This window comes from Clostridium rhizosphaerae (assembly GCF_016765585.1).
Classification (GTDB): domain Bacteria; phylum Bacillota; class Clostridia; order Clostridiales; family Clostridiaceae; genus Clostridium_AT; species Clostridium_AT rhizosphaerae.
Map to the genome: position 1 here is coordinate 300985 of NZ_JAESWC010000004.1, position 20311 is coordinate 321295.

At 31.8% G+C, this 20311-nt stretch carries 18 protein-coding genes; 4 read left to right on the plus strand and 14 right to left on the minus strand.

Annotated features, from left to right (window positions below):
- Positions 1-43: 43 nt before the first annotated feature.
- From JK636_RS11450 to JK636_RS11460, 3 genes are read right to left on the minus strand one after another with little or no spacing between them, the layout of a single operon-like run.
- Positions 44-1225: an ABC transporter permease gene (locus JK636_RS11450; RefSeq protein WP_202749134.1), complete on the minus strand. Its 1182-nt coding sequence runs from the start codon at positions 1223-1225 to the stop codon at positions 44-46.
- Positions 1215-1946, minus strand: coding sequence for an ABC transporter ATP-binding protein (locus tag JK636_RS11455; protein ID WP_202749135.1), 732 nt, complete (start codon positions 1944-1946; stop codon positions 1215-1217). Before JK636_RS11455 ends, JK636_RS11450 begins: the two co-directional genes overlap by 11 nt.
- 14 nt (positions 1947-1960) lie before the next feature.
- The gene (locus JK636_RS11460) at positions 1961-4039 is read right to left on the minus strand and encodes a sensor histidine kinase (protein ID WP_202749136.1); all 2079 of its coding nucleotides are present in this window, start codon (positions 4037-4039) and stop codon (positions 1961-1963) included.
- Between the two features lie 212 nt (positions 4040-4251).
- Here JK636_RS11460 and ispF point away from each other — a divergent pair, with 212 nt between their 5' ends.
- Positions 4252-4719 (plus strand): 2-C-methyl-D-erythritol 2,4-cyclodiphosphate synthase, encoded by a 468-nt coding sequence (gene ispF, locus JK636_RS11465; protein WP_202749137.1) that lies wholly within the window; start codon positions 4252-4254, stop codon positions 4717-4719.
- A 26-nt stretch (positions 4720-4745) separates the two neighbouring features.
- Here the strand turns inward: ispF and JK636_RS11470 are convergent, their stop codons facing one another.
- The 8 genes from JK636_RS11470 to JK636_RS11505 form a co-directional block, all read right to left on the minus strand.
- Positions 4746-5120: a response regulator gene (locus JK636_RS11470; protein WP_243428203.1), complete on the minus strand. Its 375-nt coding sequence runs from the start codon at positions 5118-5120 to the stop codon at positions 4746-4748.
- Between the two features lie 21 nt (positions 5121-5141).
- Positions 5142-6512 (minus strand): HD domain-containing phosphohydrolase, encoded by a 1371-nt coding sequence (locus JK636_RS11475; protein ID WP_202749139.1) that lies wholly within the window; start codon positions 6510-6512, stop codon positions 5142-5144.
- 22 nt (positions 6513-6534) lie between these two features.
- Positions 6535-8331 (minus strand): sensor histidine kinase, encoded by a 1797-nt coding sequence (locus JK636_RS11480; RefSeq protein WP_202749140.1) that lies wholly within the window; start codon positions 8329-8331, stop codon positions 6535-6537.
- 81 nt (positions 8332-8412) lie between these two features.
- A complete protein-coding gene (locus tag JK636_RS11485) occupies positions 8413-9423 on the minus strand; it encodes an AI-2E family transporter (RefSeq protein ID WP_202749141.1) in 1011 nt (336 codons plus the stop codon).
- 102 nt (positions 9424-9525) lie between these two features.
- Positions 9526-10140 (minus strand): DNA-3-methyladenine glycosylase, encoded by a 615-nt coding sequence (locus JK636_RS11490; RefSeq protein WP_202749142.1) that lies wholly within the window; start codon positions 10138-10140, stop codon positions 9526-9528.
- Positions 10141-10143: 3 nt separating this feature from the next.
- Positions 10144-10746 (minus strand): hypothetical protein, encoded by a 603-nt coding sequence (locus JK636_RS11495; RefSeq protein WP_202749143.1) that lies wholly within the window; start codon positions 10744-10746, stop codon positions 10144-10146.
- Positions 10747-10879: 133 nt separating this feature from the next.
- Positions 10880-11764: a DUF4349 domain-containing protein gene (locus JK636_RS11500; protein WP_202749144.1), complete on the minus strand. Its 885-nt coding sequence runs from the start codon at positions 11762-11764 to the stop codon at positions 10880-10882.
- A gap of 109 nt (positions 11765-11873) precedes the next feature.
- Entirely contained in the window at positions 11874-12143 is a 270-nt protein-coding gene (locus JK636_RS11505) for a hypothetical protein (protein WP_202749145.1), read from the minus strand.
- A gap of 282 nt (positions 12144-12425) precedes the next feature.
- On the opposite strand from JK636_RS11505, the gene JK636_RS11510 reads away from it, so the two are divergent.
- The 3 genes from JK636_RS11510 (at position 12426) to JK636_RS11520 (ending at position 16332) form a co-directional block, all read left to right on the plus strand.
- Entirely contained in the window at positions 12426-12590 is a 165-nt protein-coding gene (locus JK636_RS11510) for a hypothetical protein (protein WP_202749146.1), read from the plus strand.
- A 212-nt stretch (positions 12591-12802) separates the two neighbouring features.
- Complete coding sequence (locus JK636_RS11515; RefSeq protein WP_202749147.1) at positions 12803-14545, plus strand: ABC transporter ATP-binding protein; 1743 nt, start codon at positions 12803-12805, stop codon at positions 14543-14545.
- The gene (locus tag JK636_RS11520) at positions 14545-16332 is read left to right on the plus strand and encodes an ABC transporter ATP-binding protein (RefSeq protein WP_202749148.1); all 1788 of its coding nucleotides are present in this window, start codon (positions 14545-14547) and stop codon (positions 16330-16332) included. Before JK636_RS11515 ends, JK636_RS11520 begins: the two co-directional genes overlap by 1 nt.
- 175 nt (positions 16333-16507) lie before the next feature.
- Here JK636_RS11520 and mglC read toward each other — a convergent pair whose 3' ends face one another.
- From mglC to mglB, 3 genes are all read right to left on the minus strand, one after another.
- Positions 16508-17536, minus strand: a complete 1029-nt coding sequence (mglC, locus tag JK636_RS11525) for a galactose/methyl galactoside ABC transporter permease MglC (RefSeq protein WP_202749149.1) — start codon at positions 17534-17536, stop codon at positions 16508-16510.
- Between the two features lie 21 nt (positions 17537-17557).
- On the minus strand, positions 17558-19081 hold the full coding sequence (gene mglA / locus JK636_RS11530) for a galactose/methyl galactoside ABC transporter ATP-binding protein MglA (protein ID WP_202749150.1): 1524 nt from the start codon (positions 19079-19081) through the stop codon (positions 17558-17560).
- Between the two features lie 69 nt (positions 19082-19150).
- A complete protein-coding gene (mglB, locus tag JK636_RS11535; protein ID WP_202749151.1) occupies positions 19151-20200 on the minus strand; it encodes a galactose/glucose ABC transporter substrate-binding protein MglB in 1050 nt (349 codons plus the stop codon).
- Positions 20201-20311: the final 111 nt, after the last annotated feature.

Sequence of the window (20311 nt, forward strand, 5' to 3'; positions counted from 1 at the left end):
ACTCCCATTTATCTATTACATATGATAAATGAGAGTTTATTTCTTATGTTCTAAATATAACTTCCTCTCTGCTGAACATGTACCTTGCAAAGAAAACGGAAGCAAGTATATAAAAAGCTATCCATCCAAAGGTTATGGCTATATGTGTATAATTGTATATTCCTGATATAAATTCCTTTAGAAGACATACTGCATTTGCTAGAGGAATATGAAAATAAAAAGTTTCTATATTTTTTGCATCCAGCATATAAGTTGCATATGTCGGTACAAAAGATATTATCATAAGAGGTGATATATAGGTTTGTGCTTCTTTAAAAGAACGGGCATAAATACTTACAGATAGCTCAAGTGCACCAAACACCATTGTTAAAAGCAATGTAACTAAGCCAATTAAAAGTATTGTTGCTGTACTTAAACTTCCAGAAGCACCATTAAATAAGCCTCCCTTTTGTTTCATGGCTATGAATAATCCCCCTAAAGATGCAAGAGTTGTTATAAGCCCTAAGCTAGTTATAGCTAAAAATTTGCCCCATAAAAGTGACATTCTTCCTGCCTGAGTTGTTAAAAGAGGCTCTAAAGTTCCTCTTTCCTTTTCTCCAGCTCCTAAATCTACAGCTGCCCCCATAGGTCCTGACACACTATAGATTACAAGCATAAGCGGAAGCATAAGAGAAAGCATGTATTTTCCAAAACCTTCACTTTCTTTAACTGAAGTTTTTAACTCAACATTTATTGGATTTAAAATATCTCCACTAATATTTCTTTTTCCAAGTCTTTCTGATACGACTTCCTTGGAATAGGCATCTATATAGCTTTTTATTGCTGCCATTGCCATTTGAGACTGCTGGCTTGAATTATCATAGGTAAGATTTATATTTACTGTATTCTCCTTTGCTATACCTTCCTCTAAATTTTCAGGTATATATAATGCTGCTAATACTTTACCTGATTTTACGTCTTCCTCTATATTATTTGACTGTATTATATTTATATTTTTTTGCGATTTTAAAAACTGAGCTAAATTACTTTGGCCTTTTTCTACTATTGCTATTTTTAAGTTATTTTCCACAGCTTTTTCTGTCTTGTCCATACTTTTTCCTATTACACCAAACAATACAGGAAAAAGTATCAGAGGAATCAATATACTTATTATAATTGTTTTTCTATCTCTGAAAGTGTCCATTAATTCTTTCTTAAAAACAAGAAAGGTTACCTTACTTCCCATTATTATCACCTACTAACTGCATAAATATATCTTCCATATTATCACTCTTATACTTGATTTTTATGTTGTCTACAGTTCCCTCTTCAAGTATTTTACCTTTATGTATTATAACAATTCTATCACATAAACGTTCTACTTCATTCATGCTGTGGCTTGAAAAAACTATAGCCTTATTATCTTCTTTGCACTTTAAAATAAAGTCCTGAACTATCCTTGAGGCTGTTACATCCAATCCTGCTGTAGGTTCATCAAAAAGCATTACTGTAGGTCTATGTACTATAGAACGCGCTATAGCTACCTTTTGTTTCATTCCTCTTGAAAATTTCCCCACTCTTCTGTCTATATATTCTTTCATATCAAGCATTTCAATAAGATAGTCTATACTTTGTTCCGTTTCACTTTTGCTCATACCGTTTAGTTCAGCAAAATACTTAATATTTTCTCTTGCTGTAAGTCTGTCATAAAGCCCTACCTCACCTCCGAAAAGTATGCCAATCTCTCCTCTTACTCTACCTGGATCTTTTATAATATCATAATTATTTACAGAAGCTGTTCCTCCTGTTGGTTTCAACATGGTAGCAAGCATTCTTAAAGTTGTAGTTTTGCCTGCTCCATTCTCTCCAAGAAGTCCTACTATTTCACCCTTGTTAACCTTAAAGCTTATACTATCAACAGCTTTAATTGTCTTAAAGCTTTTGGTTAGATTTATTATATTAACCATAATTGTCACCTTCCTTACGAATAAATATCTGAGAATTCAATATGAATTCTTTCTACCTTGCCCTGAGGAATATCCATAGTTACTGCAATTTCATCACAGGGAACTGTTATAACAGGAATCTTAACAAAAAATTCGCTTCCTTTTCCGTATTTACTTTCAACCCAAACCTTCCCACCATGCAATTCTACTATTGATTTTACCAAATTAAGCCCTATGCCACTTCCTTCTGTATTTCTGGCAAAAGACTTATCCACCTGTCTAAATCTATCAAAAATTAATTCCTTTTTATCCTCTGGTATTCCAATGCCTGAGTCTCTTACAGATAATATTACATAATCATTTTTATCATATACATTAACCCAAATCTTTCCACCTTCAGGGGTAAATTTTACAGCATTAGATAATAGGTTTAAAACAATTCTTTCAATCATATCTGCATCGCAGGCAATATATTTTTCTTCAATCTCTGTATCGAATTCTATATCTATATGCTTGCTTTCGATATATTCAGCTACAGACATAGTTATATCTTCTATAACACTTATTATATTATAATTTTGAAGATTTAACTTTAAGAATCCTGAATCAATCTTTGTTAAATCAATTAAATTGTTAACTAGTCTAAGCATTCTATAGCAATTTTGTTTCATGCTTTTAGAGTATTTTGAAATACTTCTCTTATTATCACATAAAGAATTATTATCAGAGTAATAGTCGATAAGCTGTACTGCTCCAAATATAACGTTTAATGGTGTCCTTAGTTCATGGGATATGTTAGCCATAAATTCATTTTTTATTCTATCATATTCAATAGCTTCCTTTAAAGCCTTTTCCTTCTCTTCAGCTTTTTTTCTTTGACTTATATCCCCTATAATTACTAGACTTGCAAGCTTATTCTTATACATATATGGTACTGCTTTAGTTTCTACATCTATTAACTCACCACTAGATTTTAAAAGCTGCATTTCAACTGTATCTAAAATTTCCCTTCGATATACTGCATTCATTCTTGTCTTTACTAGTTCACAGTATTTTTCAGGAACAAATTCAAGTATCTCTTTATAAAGCACATCTTTGTATTCATTAAACTTGAATAATCTTAAGGTTGCGTTGTTTACATAAACAATCTTGCCGTCACTATGTGCTACTATGGCATAAGGAAGAAAATCCAAAAGTTCTTGATAATTTTTCTTGCTGTTTATCAGTTTTTCTTCTATAATTTTTCTTTCTTGAATTTCATCATTTAATTTTTTATTAAATTTCATTAACTGTCTAGTTTTAATCTCCAAGCTGCTGTTTATTTCAGTCAGCCTATAAAATAAAACATTGTATGGATTTTCGAGAGTTGTTTTAATTATAGCTTTATATATTAAATGATAAGCCAAAAGTTTAAAAATATGTCCCGTAATATTTATTAAGTCAGAAGGGCCAGTGTACAATGTATAGCTAAGTTCCGACAATATAAATATCGCTGCAGCCCAAGCAAGAAGTATAGCTATATTCTCATAACCTCTTACCTTTTTAGAATTCAACAGTTTAATACAATCTGCATAGGTTAAGCAAATGATTAATTCAATTATCTTTTTAAATAATGTAGATCCTCTTCCATTTTCAAAAAATATAGGTACTATATTAAAGTAAATACACAGAAATATGACAGTTGAAAATATAAAAATACAAGATACCAAATATATAATCTTTACTGGTCTCTCTCTTCTGTACAAGAGTATAGAAAATATAAGAAAGGCAATACTTTGTATAACTGAAGCTGCTGTTCTAAATTGAACGGATAAGTTCTGGCTGCTCCATGAAAATATCCTAATACTGTCATATGTCATAACATGGAGTAAATCAAAAATACTTATTACAATAAAACAAACACCTAAAAAGATAAAGTAATTATTTTGAGAAACCTTATGTGTATTTTTAGTTATTATATATATACTAAAACCAATAATTATACATATAATTTCAATTATAAAATGAAACAATGCAAAGTTTGTATAACTGATAAAGTAAAGCAGTATTACTCCGATTATACCTAAAAACACTCTGCCATTTAGTTTCGACATTCCGAACAATTTATTTAACATATAATACCCCATCCTTAAAAATATTACACTATTGTATATATTCTACATCCAACTTTCAATTCCTTCCAAATATTCCATTACTAAAATACATATGTATCTAAAATCATTCCTTATTTTTCTTGCATAATCGACGAGTAATACATTATATGTAGAATTTATGCTAAAATAAAAATAATATAATAACTGTATATAAGTAATAGAGGAGGATATTTATGCGAATAGGAATGGGTTATGATGTGCACAAATTAGCCGAAGGAAGAAAACTTATACTTGGAGGAGTAGATATTCCCTATAAGACAGGATTACTTGGACATTCTGATGCAGATGTACTTTTGCATGCTATAATGGATAGCCTGCTTGGTGCATCAGGCTTAGGGGACATAGGAAAACATTTTCCAGATACCGATGAGCATTTTAAGGGTATATCAAGTATTTTACTTTTAAAAGAAGTAGGTAACCTAATTAATCAAAAGGGATATGAAATAGAAAATATTGATTCTACTATAATTGCTCAAAAGCCTAAAATGGCACCACACATACCTATTATGATAAAAAATATATCTGAGGCACTAAATATTTCTGAGGATAAAATCAATGTTAAAGCTACAACAGAGGAGGGGCTCGGCTTTACTGGTAAAGAAGAAGGAATTTCCGCTCAAAGTATTTGTCTCTTAAAGTAAAATAAGCTGGTAATCGCCAGCTTATTTTATATTCCAAGTATCTCAGATACTTTCTTTACAACATAGTTAGGATCAAAAGGTTTTGTCATATACAAATTAGCCCCATAATCACTTCCACTTTTTAAATAGCTTTGTTGCCCATTTGCTGTAAGCAGTATTATAAATACATTCATTAGTCTATATTCATTTTTAATCCTGCTGCATACATCAAAGCCATTTACTTCCGGCATCATTATATCTAAAAAAACTATATCAGGCTTTTCCTTCAGTATAGTATCTATAGCCTCTTTACCATTTGAAGCTGAAAGTAATTCAACACCCTTGTCTTCAAAGTCCTCCAAGGTTTGCTCTAGAAGAAGTCTAATATGAGCATCATCATCTACTATGAGTATTTTAGCCATAATATTTCCCATCCTTATAAATCAAACTGAAGTTTGAATTTCTTCTAATTTTTTATCTTTATATATTTCAAAGAATATGTCAACTATTCTCGGATCAAACTGTGTTCCTTTATTATTTGACAGTTCCTCGGCAGCAAAATAAAGGTTCAATGCTTCCCTATAAGGCCTGTCATTAGTCATTGCTTCAAAAGCATCTGCCACAGCTATTATCCTTGCAAACAAAGGTATTTCCTCCCCTTTTAGATTATCCGGATATCCTGTACCATCATACCGCTCATGATGTGCCCTAATTGCTGGAGCAATGTCTTTTAACTGTTCTATTTTATCAAGCATTATAGCCCCAATTTCTGAGTGCTTTTTAACTATTTCGTATTGCTCCTCTGGCAGCTTTCCTTTTCTATTTAAAATTTCATCGCTTACAGCTACATTCCCTATATCATGAAGCATAACTGCAAGTTTTAATTTTACTAAATCGATCTTAGACATCTCCATAGCTTTTGCAATATTAAGGGAATAATTTGCTACCCTTTTAGAATGTCCGCCTTTGAAATTATCTCTCATTTCTATTATTTGAGTCAAAACTTGTATTGTGTCAAAGAAATTTTCTCTAAGCTGTTCGTAAAGTTTTGTTCCTTCTATAGCAATTCCTGTCTGATAGGCTAGAGAATTAGATAGTTTTAAGTCAGCAGCTGTATATTCATAAACTTTATCATTTCCAAGAAGCATAATTCCGATAGCCTTTCCTTTAGCTAAAATAGGAGCACAAATCAATGAATTTAGCATGTAACCTTCACAAGCCAATCCTTCTACTTCCTTAACATTATCTATAATTTCCCCCGTTTTCCTGCTAATAATATTTTTTATAAATTCATTGTTTATACTTAAATCAACTTTCAGTTTTCCATTTTCCAGATTAATATTTTTGTGAACTTGGCATATGGTTTCCAAAACTTGTGTTTCTTCGTTAACAAGCACTATAGAAGCAAAAGTTATATTTAAATGCTTCATTGCCTCATTAATAACAATTTTGGCTACATTACCTGCCCTAGTTGTTGAAGCTAGCTTTTCTGAAACATCATAAAACATATTTATTTCTTTGTACTTTTCTAAGGTTTCCTTAGCCAGTTTTTTCTTTTCATATTCATTTATGCAAATTGAATGCAATATAGAAGCAATGCATTCAGCCTTTTCATTACCTATTACCCAGCCAATAACTTCATCATTAACTGTTACATTATATTTTTTAGTCCCTTCTATTACTTCCTTGTTGCCGTAGATAACTTCTTTTGCGTCTTCAATAACAATCTTTGTATCTAATAATTTTACCGTATCCTCTATTGCTTTTATATTTTCAGCCCTATTGATAAGTTTTTTCAGTTTAACTATAGACATGTTTTATCTCCATTCTCTCTCATTAATCTGCAAATAAATTCATTGGTATCGTAAATGAAAACTTGCTGCCTTCATTTAGTTTACTTTCAACCCATATCTTTCCACCATAGTGTTCTATTATATTTTTACAAATTGCAAGACCAAGTCCTGTACCCTTAGGTTTTCCTATGAGAGTACTTCCAACTTGATTAAATTTTTCAAAAATAGTCTCATAATTTTCTTTATTAATTCCAATTCCAGTATCAATCACGCTAATAATAATATGCTCATTTTCTAATTCTGCAGTGCACACAATAGTTCCTTCTTCAGTAAACTTTATAGAATTTGATATTAAATTAATTAGTACTTGAAAAAGCTTATCTTCATCAATCATGATAAACGGAAGATTATTATCAATATCTACTATTAACTCTATATTTTTATTTATTAAGGATTCAATAGCTTTAGCAGACTTTTCAATTATCTCACTAACATCTGTAATTTTATCTTTATACTCCATTTTACCTGCTTCTATTTTTGAGATATCTAAGACATCATTAACAATAGTTGTAAGCCTTTTCCCTTCTGAAATTATAATATCCGCATTGGTTACTATTTGCTCACTTGCTTTTCTGACTTTTTTATCTTCAAAATCTAATACCGGTAATATTTTTTTATTAAATTTGCTTTTAATTAAACTTGAAAATCCTATGATAGAAGTTAATGGGGTTCTAAGTTCATGAGAAACAGAAGATATAAAATCGCTTTTAAGCTTATCAAGCTCTTTTAACTTTTCATTGTTTTCTTTTAAATCAACAAAAGATTTTTCAATAGTTACTAACATAAAATTTATAACCTTAGCAAGACTTGCAAGTTCATCCTTTCCACTATCCTCAACCCTTAATGAAAACTCTCTCCTTTGGCCTATGTTATAAACCTGATTATTAAGCTCCAGAAGTCTTCTCAAAACAATTCTTTCTATTATAATCATCACTACATATAGAAATACTCCACCTATAATAATTAAAGATAATCCCAAATATCTTACACTTGCGAGTCCTTTATGAAAAGTATTTCTCTCTATTGAGTGCTTAATAAGAAAGGTTGGTTTGCCATATATATCTTTAATAACAGTATATCCTGACACAATATTCATATTAACTGGTTTGACTACAACTTCCTTATTCATGTAATTATTAGGATTATCTGTATTATCAATTTCAAAGGATACATGAGTTATTTTATCTATGTAATTTATCTCCTCAGAATCTATATACCTCCCCATAACCATAATGCCTCTGGAAGGTCCTTCCTCATCACTGGTCAGAATTCTTCTTATAGAGATCATCATTGGAGTTTTATCAATCATAATAATTCCTTGGATATTACCCAATGTATTTATTTCCTTCATGGGCAGATCCTTCTTAATATTATATAAAAGTTCTTCTTCATATTTATTTAAATTTATTTCTTTTTTATCTTCTAGATTATACCCTTTGACAAAGATAGGATTGTTCTTCTCATCTAGTATAAACATTATATTTATCTTTAGATTAGAAAAAGTTTCATTTCCCAATTCAGATTTTATATATTCTTCATTTCTATTTAGTACAAATTTGTAAGTTTGATCCCACGCTGCATAATCCTTATTTCTTAAGCTTAAATTATTTATATCGTAATTTATTATATCGACAATTCTATTTAAATCTTTTGTCATATCTTGTTCTTCTAAATTCAAAAAACTTCTTACAATTATAGTTTTGGAAGCTATAAAAAATATAACAACCAAGCTTAAGAAGGTTATAAGCATTATAGTAATAGTTTTCTGTCTAAGTTTCATAAAATTCACCTTTGTCCATTTTTACTTATAGTTAATTATAAATGATATTTAAGCATAAAAAAGTGCCGAAATACGGCACTTTTATTCCCTAGCTTTAACATTTAGTAAGTCCAATAAAAACATAAACAAAGGAATTCCTATAAGAAGGCCCCAAACCCCCATAAAGTGTTCAGATAATATTAAAACAACAAATATTATAAACACCGGAAGTTCTGTTTTTGAAGCCATCAATTTTGGATTTAGTACATAGCTTTCCAGTCCATGTAAAGCTGCTATCATTATAAACACATATAATATTTTAATGACTCCACCATTATTAAAAGCTATTATTGAAAGTGGAATCAAGGAAACTATTGTACCTGCCACAGGTACTAAGCTAAATAAAAATATCATAACCCCTAGTCCAAGAAGCTGCTTAAAGCCCAAGACTCCAAGACCTATTATAGATAATAGAGAATTTATTAGCGCAATAATTATTTGGGCCTGTATTACTTTTCCGAAAGAATTTAAAAAGTTAGTTCCAAAATAATGAAGATATTTGTAAAAGCCGGATATTCTACTGTACCTAAGTCTGTTAACAAATTCCGATACCTTACTTTTTTCAAGCATAAAAAACATGCTAAGCATAAGTGCAATAAAAATATTGATACTCCACTTGCCTATATTAGTAGCAAGCTGAAGAAGGAAATCTACTCCACCTTTTGTATATCCCTTAAAATCAACTTGATCAATCATTGGCATAAGATATTTTTGTATATGTATATTGGATTTAAAATCAAAATCTGATATTTGATTTATTATGATTATAGTTTGACTAATCACAATTGGTATATATTTAGATATAAAAAAGGTAATCAAAGTTGCAAATATAACATAAAAAAATATAGTTACAAGTGTATAACTAAGAGGTATATACTTTCCAAGCTTTCTCATAACCAAATTCTGCATGCTATATATAAGATAAGTAAATAAAAAAGTTAGAAGAAATAAATTAATCATGCCTCTCATTACATAAAATATTAAAACTAAAGAAAATAAGACTAGCAGCCTTTTGGTTATTTCTTTATCAAATATATCTTTTATAAACCCCATTCCCAAACCACCTTTCAACATTAAATCACATAAAAGCTAATATCATTGTATCCTTATATTAAAATTTTTGTCAACATAACAAACAAGCAGAAGCTCAAGCTTCTACTTTTTAGATACATAAGGATTCCCTTTTATATAAAATCTCCATGGAAAATCCTTTGCTTCTTCTGCATAATCTATGTTTATTCTTGTGGTGCTTATTATTTCAAATTCCTCTGAGTTCTCATCTTCATATAAAAATAATTTATCTCCGCACAAATCTTCTCCGTTCTGTCCTCTGTCAATGAAGAAAGCCTTACATAGCTTTCCTGGTCCACTTGTAAGTCCTATTATTTCTCGTTTAGAAAGTTCTTCATATGTTTTCCCATATCTGAAATTGCTAATTTCATCAAGAGAACTGATTGGCTCCAAAGCTCTTATAAGTATTGCTTGAGGTTTTCCCGGCTCTTCTACTACTACATTTACACAGTTATACATTCCATATATTATATACACATAAGCGAATCCTGGCAACCCATACATAATTTCATTTCTATCTGTTCTTCTATTATTATAAGAATGCGCTGCCTTATCGGTTGGCCCCATATAAGCCTCTACCTCAACTATCTTACCTATAAGTTCCTTTCCATTAACTTTATGAACCAGAAACTTTCCTAAAAGTTCTTTAGCTACAGTTACACTATCTCTATTATAAAATTCCCTCTGCAGTTTATGCATGTTTTATTGCTTCTCCTGTTTTTTATCTTCTCCGTCATTTTCATTTTGATGGCTGTGTTGAGCATTGGGGGAAACTCCGCTTATTTGCTGCTGCGCTTGATCAATTAAATGATTCATTTGAGTAAGTGCCTGATTAGATTGTATTTGCTGGCTTGCTTCTTGAAGCACCTGCATTGCCTGCTGTATAGATTTTTGGACCTGCTGTTGTACCTGTTCCTGCTGTTTCTGAGCCTGACTTCTAAAATCATTCATTTGCATCAAGAGCTGATTCATGGCTTGATTACTATGGTTTTCAGCTTTGTTATTATCTTTATTCTTTTCCTTATCCTTTTCCTTATCCTTTTCTTCATTTTTCTGTTCTTCATTTTTCTGCTGATTCCCTTTATTCTCATTATTGTCTTGACCGTTTCCATTAGCACTGCTGTTTTGCCCAGAGTTTCCTCCAGTTATAGAATTAGTCTGCATATCATACAAGGTTTGCTGCATACTGCTTAATTGTTCTTTTAAATTGCTTATTTCCTGGGCAAGTTCACTATCATTACTTCCATTATAATTAAAAAAATCATCTAAAGATTGGCTGTCATTGTTATTATTTTCTGAACTCATAAACAAAATCCTCCTCTATTTATTTGATACCATTAATAAAATTATTTTTTCCAACTATTTATCTGTTTATACAAATACAAAATAAGTAAAGCTGCAGACATATTACAATATCTGCAGCTTTATAGCTAAAATTCTACAATTGATTATTTTTCATATATTTTTTATACCTTTTATATCCAAAAACTCCTGCAACAACAAATATCCCTAAAACAATAATATTTGAAAAAACAAATATTAAAATATTTTCTACAGCAAGTATCAAGGCTACTGAAGTATTTGTAAAACCTTTTCCTATTGATTTTATGAAATCTGATCCACCAATAATAGTCTTTTTAGTTTCAGCAACTATAATTTTTTTATCTGCATTCAAAGTTATTGTAGCATAATCTACCTGCTTATCCCAGCTCTTCTTTTTAGCTTCCAGAGCCTCAGCATCACCTCTTATTTTGTAAAGCTCTGCCTGCACCTTTAAAACCTCTTCCACTGTATTAGCCTTCTTTAAAATAGAAAGAACCTGCTCTTCCTGTGCTCTTAAATTTTTTAGTCTAGCATCATTATCTACATAGGCATCTGTTACATTTTCACTAGAAATACTTTTATTTTTAACACTAAACCCCTTTTCAGTATATGACATAAAAGTATCAAATTTGTCTGCTGGAATTCTGACTCTTACAGTGATTTTATTTTCTAGTGTCTCCTCGCTTTCAATATATCCATTTAGTTCCTGAGTCTTTTTATTGATTGCTTGTGATAGTTTTTCTAAATCATCCTCTATTATATAAATAGAAGCATTTGTAATTATCTTTTTTTCCTCTACCTTTGCAGAAGCTTTAGTATCCACGCCTGCAGCTTTGGCAGTTTCTGCAGTGTTATTGCTATTGTTAATTGACAAACTATCCATTTTTGCCTGTGCAGCTGGTGCAGGAGCACTGTTTCCGCTTGCTGATTTTTTAGCACTGCAGGCTGAAAAAACTATTGAAATAGCTATGAGTCCGCATAATAAAACTTTCTTTTTCATAATATGAGCCCCCTTGTATAACTTATGTTTCTTAATAGTATATACGAGAGCAATTTTAATTCGATACCAAAAATAAGAAAAAAAGGGCAATAATGCACCCTATTTATATTTATTCTAAAGGATATGCGTCAGTTACTGTGGCTACGTAGCCATCATAACCTTCTTTTACCATTGCAACTATCCGCGGAGTATCTGTATTTACAATATGAACATTATAGGCTTTTAGATCCTCTTTATCTAAATTTTCGTTTCTATCGACAACTACAGCTGGATCTCCTCCAATTCCAGGTACCCTGCAGGCATCTTGAATTCTCTCCTGAAGTTTGTCTGGAGGACAATCCACCGTCTTTATATTAGAAATAACTCTATCTATTTTCATTTTCAATTCACCCTCCAATCTATATGTCATATATTATTATATACAAAGCAAAAGTTCTAATACATTAATGATGTTTAAAAAAGCGTTGAAGATTGGATATTTAGTTTCATAATTAATGCAAAAACCTTATTGTATTATTTATAAATAAACAATACGTAAAAGCTAATTTTATATTCTTAAAGTTTTCCTGAAAATTTTTACAAATTTTTATTGACAGAAGTTGTAAAAGGTTGTATCCTAAAATGGAAGTTATTATTAAATATTAAAGAGGAGGTAGGAGACATGTCAGGTAATATGTTATTAAGAAAAACTAGACAAATTAATATGAGCAGTATTCTTAACAACGGCATTTTTGCGCCCTTTACAGAAAAAAATGCTTCTAGCGACATGTTTGCATCTAAAACTTCATATTGTAGCCCTGCCTCGGTGTTGGTTTTCACACCTTGATACAAAACCTTTTTTCATAGATTATGAGATATAGGTCATGGGCTGCAAATACCCATGGCCTTTTTATATAGGTTTTTAAAGGTATACTTTGCCTTTAAAAGTTATGTTTTCTTGCCATGGGATAACCATGGTTTTTTTCATTCTAAAACCAGGCTGCAAATATTTAAGAGCAGCTTAAAAATTTAGACGGAATAAGAAGGGGGGACCTTAGAATGAAACAGATTTTTAAATATGTATGGAAGTACAAATTGCTTGTAATTGTACCTTCTATCGCGATGACACTTGCTATCTTTTTGGATATGTTTAATCCATATCTGCAAAAACTCATTACAGACAAAGTTTTTATAGGCAAAGAAATGAATTTATTATGGCCTATACTTGGTGGTTTTATAGCTGTTACACTTTTAAGAGCAGTATTCGGTTATGCTAAAGAATATCTCTTTGACGTGCTTTCAGCAAAAATAAGCATAGACCTTAAAAAGGATTTATTTGATCACATTCAAAAATTACCTTTTAAGTATTTTGATAATATGAACACCGGAGAACTTATGTCCAGAATAGGTGAAGATGTAGATAACGTATGGAGAAGCGTATCCTTTGGACTAAGATTATTCGTGGAAAATATAATATATTTCGTTACTGCTTCTGTACTTTTATTTGTGCTGAACTGGAAGCTCACACTTTTATGTCTTCTAGTAATGCCTCCTATTGCTTACCTAGCTTTAAAATTTGAAAAGAAAATAGGAGATTCATACGGAAAACTTAGTGACCAAGGAGTTTTATTAAACACCGCCGCTCAAGAAAATATTGCGGGTGTAAGACTAGTTAAGGCTTTTGCAAGAGAAAAACATGAAATACTAAAATTTTTAAAACTCAATCACGAAAACTTTGATTTAAGTATGGAACAAAACAAAATAATATCAAGGTACTTTCCTCCAATAGAATTTTTAACTAACATTGCTATGGTTTTCTTAATAGTTCTAGGTGGAATGCTTGTTATGAACGAGACTATGTCAATTGGTACCTTAGTAGCTTTCAACGGGTATATATGGATGCTTATATGGCCAATGCGAATGTTAGGCTGGCTTACAAATTTAATGGCTCAGACAAATGCTTCTGCCAAGAAAATAGCAAAAATAATGGATGAAGAACCTGAAATTAAAGATACCGAGGATTCTTTCAGACTTCCTGTTATTAAAGGAGATATAAAGTTTGACAATGTTTCCTTTAAGTATAGAGATGAATATGTACTTCAGGATGTAAGTCTTGATATAAAAGCCGGAAGTACAATTGCTATTATGGGTACAACTGGTTCAGGAAAATCCTCTATTATTAATCTTATAGGAAGATATTACGACGTAACGAATGGTGCTATATATGTGGACGGTTATAATGTAAAAGAAGTAAATCTTAAAGACCTAAGAAGCCGAATGTCTATTGTTCCACAGGATACCTTCTTATTTTCATCAAGTATAGAGGAAAATATTCGTTTTGGCAGTGAAAATGCTTCCTTGGAAGAAATTAAAGAAGCATGCTCTCTTGCCTGCGCTGCTGACTTTATTGAAGAACTTGATGAGAAATACGACACTGTAATTGGTGAAAGAGGTATAGGACTTTCAGGTGGGCAAAAGCAGAGGTTATCTATTGCTAGAGCACTTATAAGAAACTCAAGTATATTGATTCTTGATGATGCTACTTCAGCCTTAGATATGGAAACTGAATATAGACTTCTTAAGAATTTAAATGAAAAGCACAAAAATGCTACTACATTTATAATAGCTCACAGAATATCAGCAGTTAAAAATGCAGACCTTATAATATATGTTGAAGATGGTCGTATTGTTGAAAAAGGAAATCACGAACAGCTACTTACTAAAAAAGGAAAGTATTATGAAGTTTACTGCGAACAATTTAAAGACTTCGATACTATAAGCTCAAACGAGGAGGTGGGATAATGGCTAGAAACACAGTAAAACAGGATGAAGATTTGAGAAAGTTTTCAAATTCTGAAATACTCAAAAGACTTTTCAGCTATCTTAAATCTTATAAACTAAAGGTATTTGTTATACTTCTTTTATTAATCTTTGTAATGGTCGTAAATATAATAAATCCTTATCTATTAAAGGTAGCTATTGATCAAAATATAAAAAACAATGACTTAAAGGGACTTTTTATAATTGGAGCAGCTATGGTAATAATGAACTTTTTATCCATGCTTGCTTCTAGCGTAAGAATTATAAAGATGGCTTCCATAACAAATGATATACTTTTAAAAATCAGGCATGATTTGTATACTCATATTCAAAAGCTGTCTTTCTCCTTCTTTGATAACAGACCTGTAGGAAAAATTTTAGCCAGAGTTATTGGTGACGTTAACTCACTTCAGGATTTGTTTAACAATGCGGTAACTAACTTTATACCTCAGCTATTAACAATAATTTGCGTAGGTATAATGATGTTTTATCTAAATGTAAAACTGGCACTTGCTTCTATAATCTTGCTTCCTGTTCTTGCACTTAGTATGTTTTCTATTGAAACCTTTTCAAGAAGAAGATGGCAGAATTACAGAAGAAAGCGTTCAACCTTTAATGCCTTTACTCATGAAGATTTCTCAGGCATGAAGGTAGTTCAAGCTTTTGCTAATGAAAATAAAACTTCAAACACTTTTTTGAATTTAGTTAAGGATATGATGGGTGAATTTATACGTGCGGTACGGTTAAATGACCTTTTCTGGCCTTTGGTTGATACCTCATGGGGACTAGGTATGGCTTTAGTTTATTGGTTCGGTGCAAAACTAATAGGGTCTAATGATATAACTATTGGTACAATTATAGCTTTCACCATGTATATAGGCATGTTCTGGAGACCAATACTTGAAATAAGCAATTTCTACAATAATATGATTATGAGCTTTGCAGCTGCTGAAAGAATCTTTGAAATAATGGATGTTAAGCCAGATATCATTGATATTAACTGCGCAGTAAAGATGCCTAAAATTAAAGGTCAGGTTGAGTTTAAAAACGTAACCTTTGGTTATGAGGATGGCACAGTTGTTTTGGATAATGTAAGCTTTAAAATTAATCCAGGAGAAACTATAGCTCTTGTAGGCCCAACTGGTGCTGGTAAAACTACTATAGTTAACCTAATCAGCAGATTCTATGACTCTCAAGGCGGTGAAGTTTTAATTGATGGCAGAAATGTTAAAAATGTTGAGTTAGAATCTTTGCGAAGTCAGATGGGTATAATGCTTCAAGATACCTTCCTTTTCTCTACTACTATTAAAGAGAATATAAGGTACGGAAAACTTGATGCAACTGATGAAGAAGTTATTGCAGCTGCAAAAGCTGTTAGTGCTCATGAATTTATAATGGGCCTTGAAAATGGTTATGATACAGAAGTTAATGAAAGAGGTTCTAGACTTTCAGTAGGTCAAAGACAGCTTATATCCTTTGCAAGAGCACTTCTTGCAAACCCAAGAATTTTAATTCTTGACGAAGCTACTTCAAATATTGATACTCAGACAGAAAAGCTTGTACAAAGAGGTATACAGAAGCTTCTTCATGGAAGGACTTCCTTTGTAATAGCCCACAGACTTTCAACTATCAGAGATTGTGATAGAATAATGGTAGTTAATGATGGAACAATTGTTGAAGCTGGAACTCATGATGAATTAATGAACTCAAAAGGACTTTATCATAGCTTGTATATGAGCCAGTATAAGTTCCTTAGCGAAGGAGCATAAAAAATAGACCGCTTCACTTTGGGATACGAATTCCAAAGTGAAGCGGCCTATTTTTTAATGTAAAATTACTGAATGTAGAATGTATAATTGATGGATAAGACTCCTACGAAGTTTTTATAATTTATTAAAATAAAAGAAAATCCCCAAAAAGGGGATCTTCATCACTCATTCTACATTATTTCTTCTTAATGTATTTTCTAATATCAATAGCAACTGCAAATACTATAATCAATCCTTTTACGATGTACTGAAGGTATGGGTTGATTCCTATAAATGCAAGTCCATAGTTGATAACTTGGAATATTAAAACTCCTGTTAAAATACCAGGTACTGTACCGATACCTCCATATATGGAAACACCACCAACAACGCAGGCTGCAATAGCATCCATTTCATACATGTTACCAGTGTTGTTAGTTGCACTACCAACACGTCCTGCTTCTAAAGCACCAGCGAATCCGAATAAAGCACCTGCTAAAGCATATATTAAAACTAAGTATTTTATAACATTAACACCAGATACTGCGGAAGCTTCTGGATTTCCACCAATAGCATACATATTTTTTCCGAAACGAGTCTTATTCCATAATATCCACATTAATATAGTTACTATAGCAGCGTATATAACTAAGTATGGAATTCTAAGGTTTCCTGTACCAACACTTCCAAGTACAAATTTTGAAAAGGCCTTATCCAAACCTCCTATTGGCTGTGCACCAAGTGGTGGACGGTCAAAGTAAGTTGATGTAGCTCCATAAACTATAAGCATCATGCCTAGAGTAGCTATAAAAGGCGGAACTTTAAATACTGCAACTATAATACCATTTAGTAAGCCAACAATTGCACACACAACTATAGCTACTAATATTGGAACCCAAATTGGGAGCCTTTGTAAATGAGGATACATTCTGTAAGCATAATCAGTAGCTTGTAATAATGAAGCTGAAACTACTGCTGCAAGTCCTACAGTACGTCCTGCGGAAAGGTCTGTACCTTGAACTATAAGTATACCACCTATACCTAAAGCTATTATCATACGAGTTGAGGCTTGTGCTAATATATTTCTAAAGTTATCTACCGATAAAAATGTAGGATCTATCGCAATTATGACAATAAATAATGCTACTAAAACTATATATATTGCATTATTCATTAGTAACTGCCCAAGAGGCATTTTATTTTTTATTGCTTTTCCATTTTCCATTTTTGATTTCCTCCTTCCTTCCTATAGGAATCTTGCTTGTAGTCTCATTATTTCTTCTTGAGTAGTAGTCTTTGTATCAACTATACCTGCCAGTTTTCCGTTACTCATAACCATAATTCTATCTGTTACACCAAGAAGCTCCGGCATTTCAGAAGATACCATTATTATTCCTTTTCCTTCAGCAGCTAAATTATTCATAAGTTGATAGATTTCATATTTTGCTCCAACGTCTATTCCTCTTGTTGGTTCATCAAGCATTAGTATCTCTGGCTTTGTTAAAAGCCATCTTCCTATTATTACCTTTTGCTGATTACCACCTGAAAGACTTCCTATAGCAGTTTTTTGTGATGGTGTTTTAACTCTCATAGAGTCTATTACCCATTGAGTATCTTTTTCAATATTTTTATCTGATAATATACCAAATTTATTAACATACTTTCCTACATTTGCAATTACAGAATTAAAACTTATGGAAAGTCTGTCAAAAATACCTGTTATACGTCTTTCCTCCGTAACTAGTGCAAATCCATTTTTCATTGCAACACTTGGATTAGAATTAACTATTTCCTTACCATGCAATACTATTTTCCCAGAAGTCATCTTTACCATACCAAATAAAGTTTCTAAAAGCTCTGTTCTCTTTGCTCCAACAAGTCCTGCAACACCGAGTATTTCTCCTGCTCTAAGTTCAAAACTAACATTATCAACTCTAGGTTTGGTTTCAGCAGAAAGATTTTTAACTTCTAATATCACTTGTTGAGGCTTGTTTACTTTCTCCGGAAAACGATTTGACAAATCTCTTCCAACCATCATATTTATTATCAAATCAGTGGTTAGCTCGCTTGCCTTCTTTGTTGCAACCCACTGACCATCTCTCATTATAGTAACATCATCTGAAATTTTAAGTATCTCTTCCATCTTATGAGAAATATATATAATTCCAACATTCTTTTTCTTTAACTTTTCAATAATCTTGAATAAATGTGCAACTTCTTTTTCAGTTAATGAGGAAGTTGGCTCATCCATAACTAAAACCTTTGAATCATAAGAAACTGCTTTTGCAATTTCAACCATCTGTGCTTGTGAAACTGATAGAGAACCTACCTTTTGTCTTGGATCAACATTTATGTCCAATTCTTCAAAAATCTTTTTAGTATCTTCATACATCTTTTTTTCGTTAATAAAGCCACCCTTTTCAGGATAACGACCAAGCCATATATTATCTATAATACTTCTTTGTCTAACTTGATTTAATTCTTGATGAACCATAGAAACGCCATTATCTAAGGCTTGTTTTGAATTTACAAACTGAACCTTTTGTCCGCTTAGGTAAATTTCACCTTCATCCATATGATATATCCCAAACAAACATTTCATCAGTGTTGATTTACCTGCACCATTTTCACCCATTAATGAATGTACAGTACCTGGTCTAACTTTTAAGGTTACTCCAGATAATGCTTTTACCCCAGGAAACTCCTTAGATATATTTAACATTTCTAGCACATATTGTTCTTTGTCCTTTTCCCTGGCTGTATTATTCATGGATTTCCCTCCTTATACAAATTTAAATGATAGGAGACACACTTTAAAGTGTGTCTCTTATTCACTTTGTTATTTATATGCATCCTTAGCAGTGTTTATGTTGTCTTTAGTAATAGCTACATAAGGAACACGAACTGCTTTTTTGTCATCTAACTTCCACTTAGTTCCAGTTAATACATCTTTTCCATTAGCTGCATTTATAGCTAAATCCATTGTTGCTTGACCTTGGTTCTTAGCATCATTTAATACTGTACCAAGCATTTCACCTGCTTCAATCTTAGTTAAAGCATCTGGTATAGCGTCAACACCAACAACTGGCATGTATTTGTCGCCTTTAAAGTATCCAGCTTTTTCAAGTGATGCTATAGCACCTAATGCCATTGCGTCATTGTTGCAAATAACCATTTCGATTTTTCCATTATTCTTTGCTAGCCAAGCATCCATCTTGTCTGTAGCTTTAGCTGAATCCCACATAGCTGTGTCTATAGCTAACTCTTCAACACCAATTCCCTTGTCTTTGATTGTTTGAACAGAATACTTAGTTCTTGCTTCTGCATCTGGATGTCCTGGTTCACCTTTTAATAATACGTATTGGATTTTACCATCTTTGTTTAAATCCCATTTATCTTTGCTCTTGTTCCATTGGTCTACAATTAATTGTCCTTGTAAAATACCTGATTCTTCTGACTTAGTTCCTACATACCAAGCTTTGTCATAGCTAGCTAATGCTGAAGCTTCTGGCTCTTTGTTGAAGAATATTACTGGAAGATTTTTAGCTTTAGCTTTTTCTATTACGTTTCCAGCAGCCTTAGGGTCAACTAAGTTGATTGCTAAAGATTTAGATCCCTTTGAAATCATTGTATCGATTTGGTCAAGCTGCTTAGCTTGGTCATTTTGTGAGTCGTTCATTATAAGATCTGCTTTGTCTTTTCCTGCAGTATCAATAGCTCTTCTAACGAAGGACATGAAGTTATCATCATACTTGTAGATAGTAACACCTACTTTTGGCTTTGCACTGCTAGCGCTGTCTCCTCCATTTGTGGTTGGAGCTGGCTTTGATGCACATCCGCCAAGTACAAGAGCGGTAGCTAATACTGTAGCTATTAATTTTTTGTTCATTTAATATTCCCCCTACAAAATATTTTAATTTATTATTTTTTTATTATGTCTCTCTGTTATTAATATTATCATCGTTTTCATAAAAAAATAATATAAAATTCTATGATTTTA

Bases quoted from the DNA above. Each gene is read 5' to 3' on its own strand.
- JK636_RS11450 (WP_202749134.1), bottom strand. From the start codon at position 1,225: ATGGGAAGTAAGGTAACCTTTCTTGTTTTTAAGAAAGAATTAATGGAC.
- JK636_RS11455 (WP_202749135.1), bottom strand. From the start codon at position 1,946: ATGGTTAATATAATAAATCTAACCAAAAGCTTTAAGACAATTAAAGCT.
- JK636_RS11460 (WP_202749136.1), bottom strand. From the start codon at position 4,039: ATGTTAAATAAATTGTTCGGAATGTCGAAACTAAATGGCAGAGTGTTT.
- ispF (WP_202749137.1), top strand. From the start codon at position 4,252: ATGCGAATAGGAATGGGTTATGATGTGCACAAATTAGCCGAAGGAAGA.
- JK636_RS11470 (WP_243428203.1), bottom strand. From the start codon at position 5,120: ATGGCTAAAATACTCATAGTAGATGATGATGCTCATATTAGACTTCTT.
- JK636_RS11475 (WP_202749139.1), bottom strand. From the start codon at position 6,512: ATGTCTATAGTTAAACTGAAAAAACTTATCAATAGGGCTGAAAATATA.
- JK636_RS11480 (WP_202749140.1), bottom strand. From the start codon at position 8,331: ATGAAACTTAGACAGAAAACTATTACTATAATGCTTATAACCTTCTTA.
- JK636_RS11485 (WP_202749141.1), bottom strand. From the start codon at position 9,423: ATGGGGTTTATAAAAGATATATTTGATAAAGAAATAACCAAAAGGCTG.
- JK636_RS11490 (WP_202749142.1), bottom strand. From the start codon at position 10,140: ATGCATAAACTGCAGAGGGAATTTTATAATAGAGATAGTGTAACTGTA.
- JK636_RS11495 (WP_202749143.1), bottom strand. From the start codon at position 10,746: ATGAGTTCAGAAAATAATAACAATGACAGCCAATCTTTAGATGATTTT.
- JK636_RS11500 (WP_202749144.1), bottom strand. From the start codon at position 11,764: ATGAAAAAGAAAGTTTTATTATGCGGACTCATAGCTATTTCAATAGTT.
- JK636_RS11505 (WP_202749145.1), bottom strand. From the start codon at position 12,143: ATGAAAATAGATAGAGTTATTTCTAATATAAAGACGGTGGATTGTCCT.
- JK636_RS11510 (WP_202749146.1), top strand. From the start codon at position 12,426: ATGTCAGGTAATATGTTATTAAGAAAAACTAGACAAATTAATATGAGC.
- JK636_RS11515 (WP_202749147.1), top strand. From the start codon at position 12,803: ATGAAACAGATTTTTAAATATGTATGGAAGTACAAATTGCTTGTAATT.
- JK636_RS11520 (WP_202749148.1), top strand. From the start codon at position 14,545: ATGGCTAGAAACACAGTAAAACAGGATGAAGATTTGAGAAAGTTTTCA.
- mglC (WP_202749149.1), bottom strand. From the start codon at position 17,536: ATGGAAAATGGAAAAGCAATAAAAAATAAAATGCCTCTTGGGCAGTTA.
- mglA (WP_202749150.1), bottom strand. From the start codon at position 19,081: ATGAATAATACAGCCAGGGAAAAGGACAAAGAACAATATGTGCTAGAA.
- mglB (WP_202749151.1), bottom strand. From the start codon at position 20,200: ATGAACAAAAAATTAATAGCTACAGTATTAGCTACCGCTCTTGTACTT.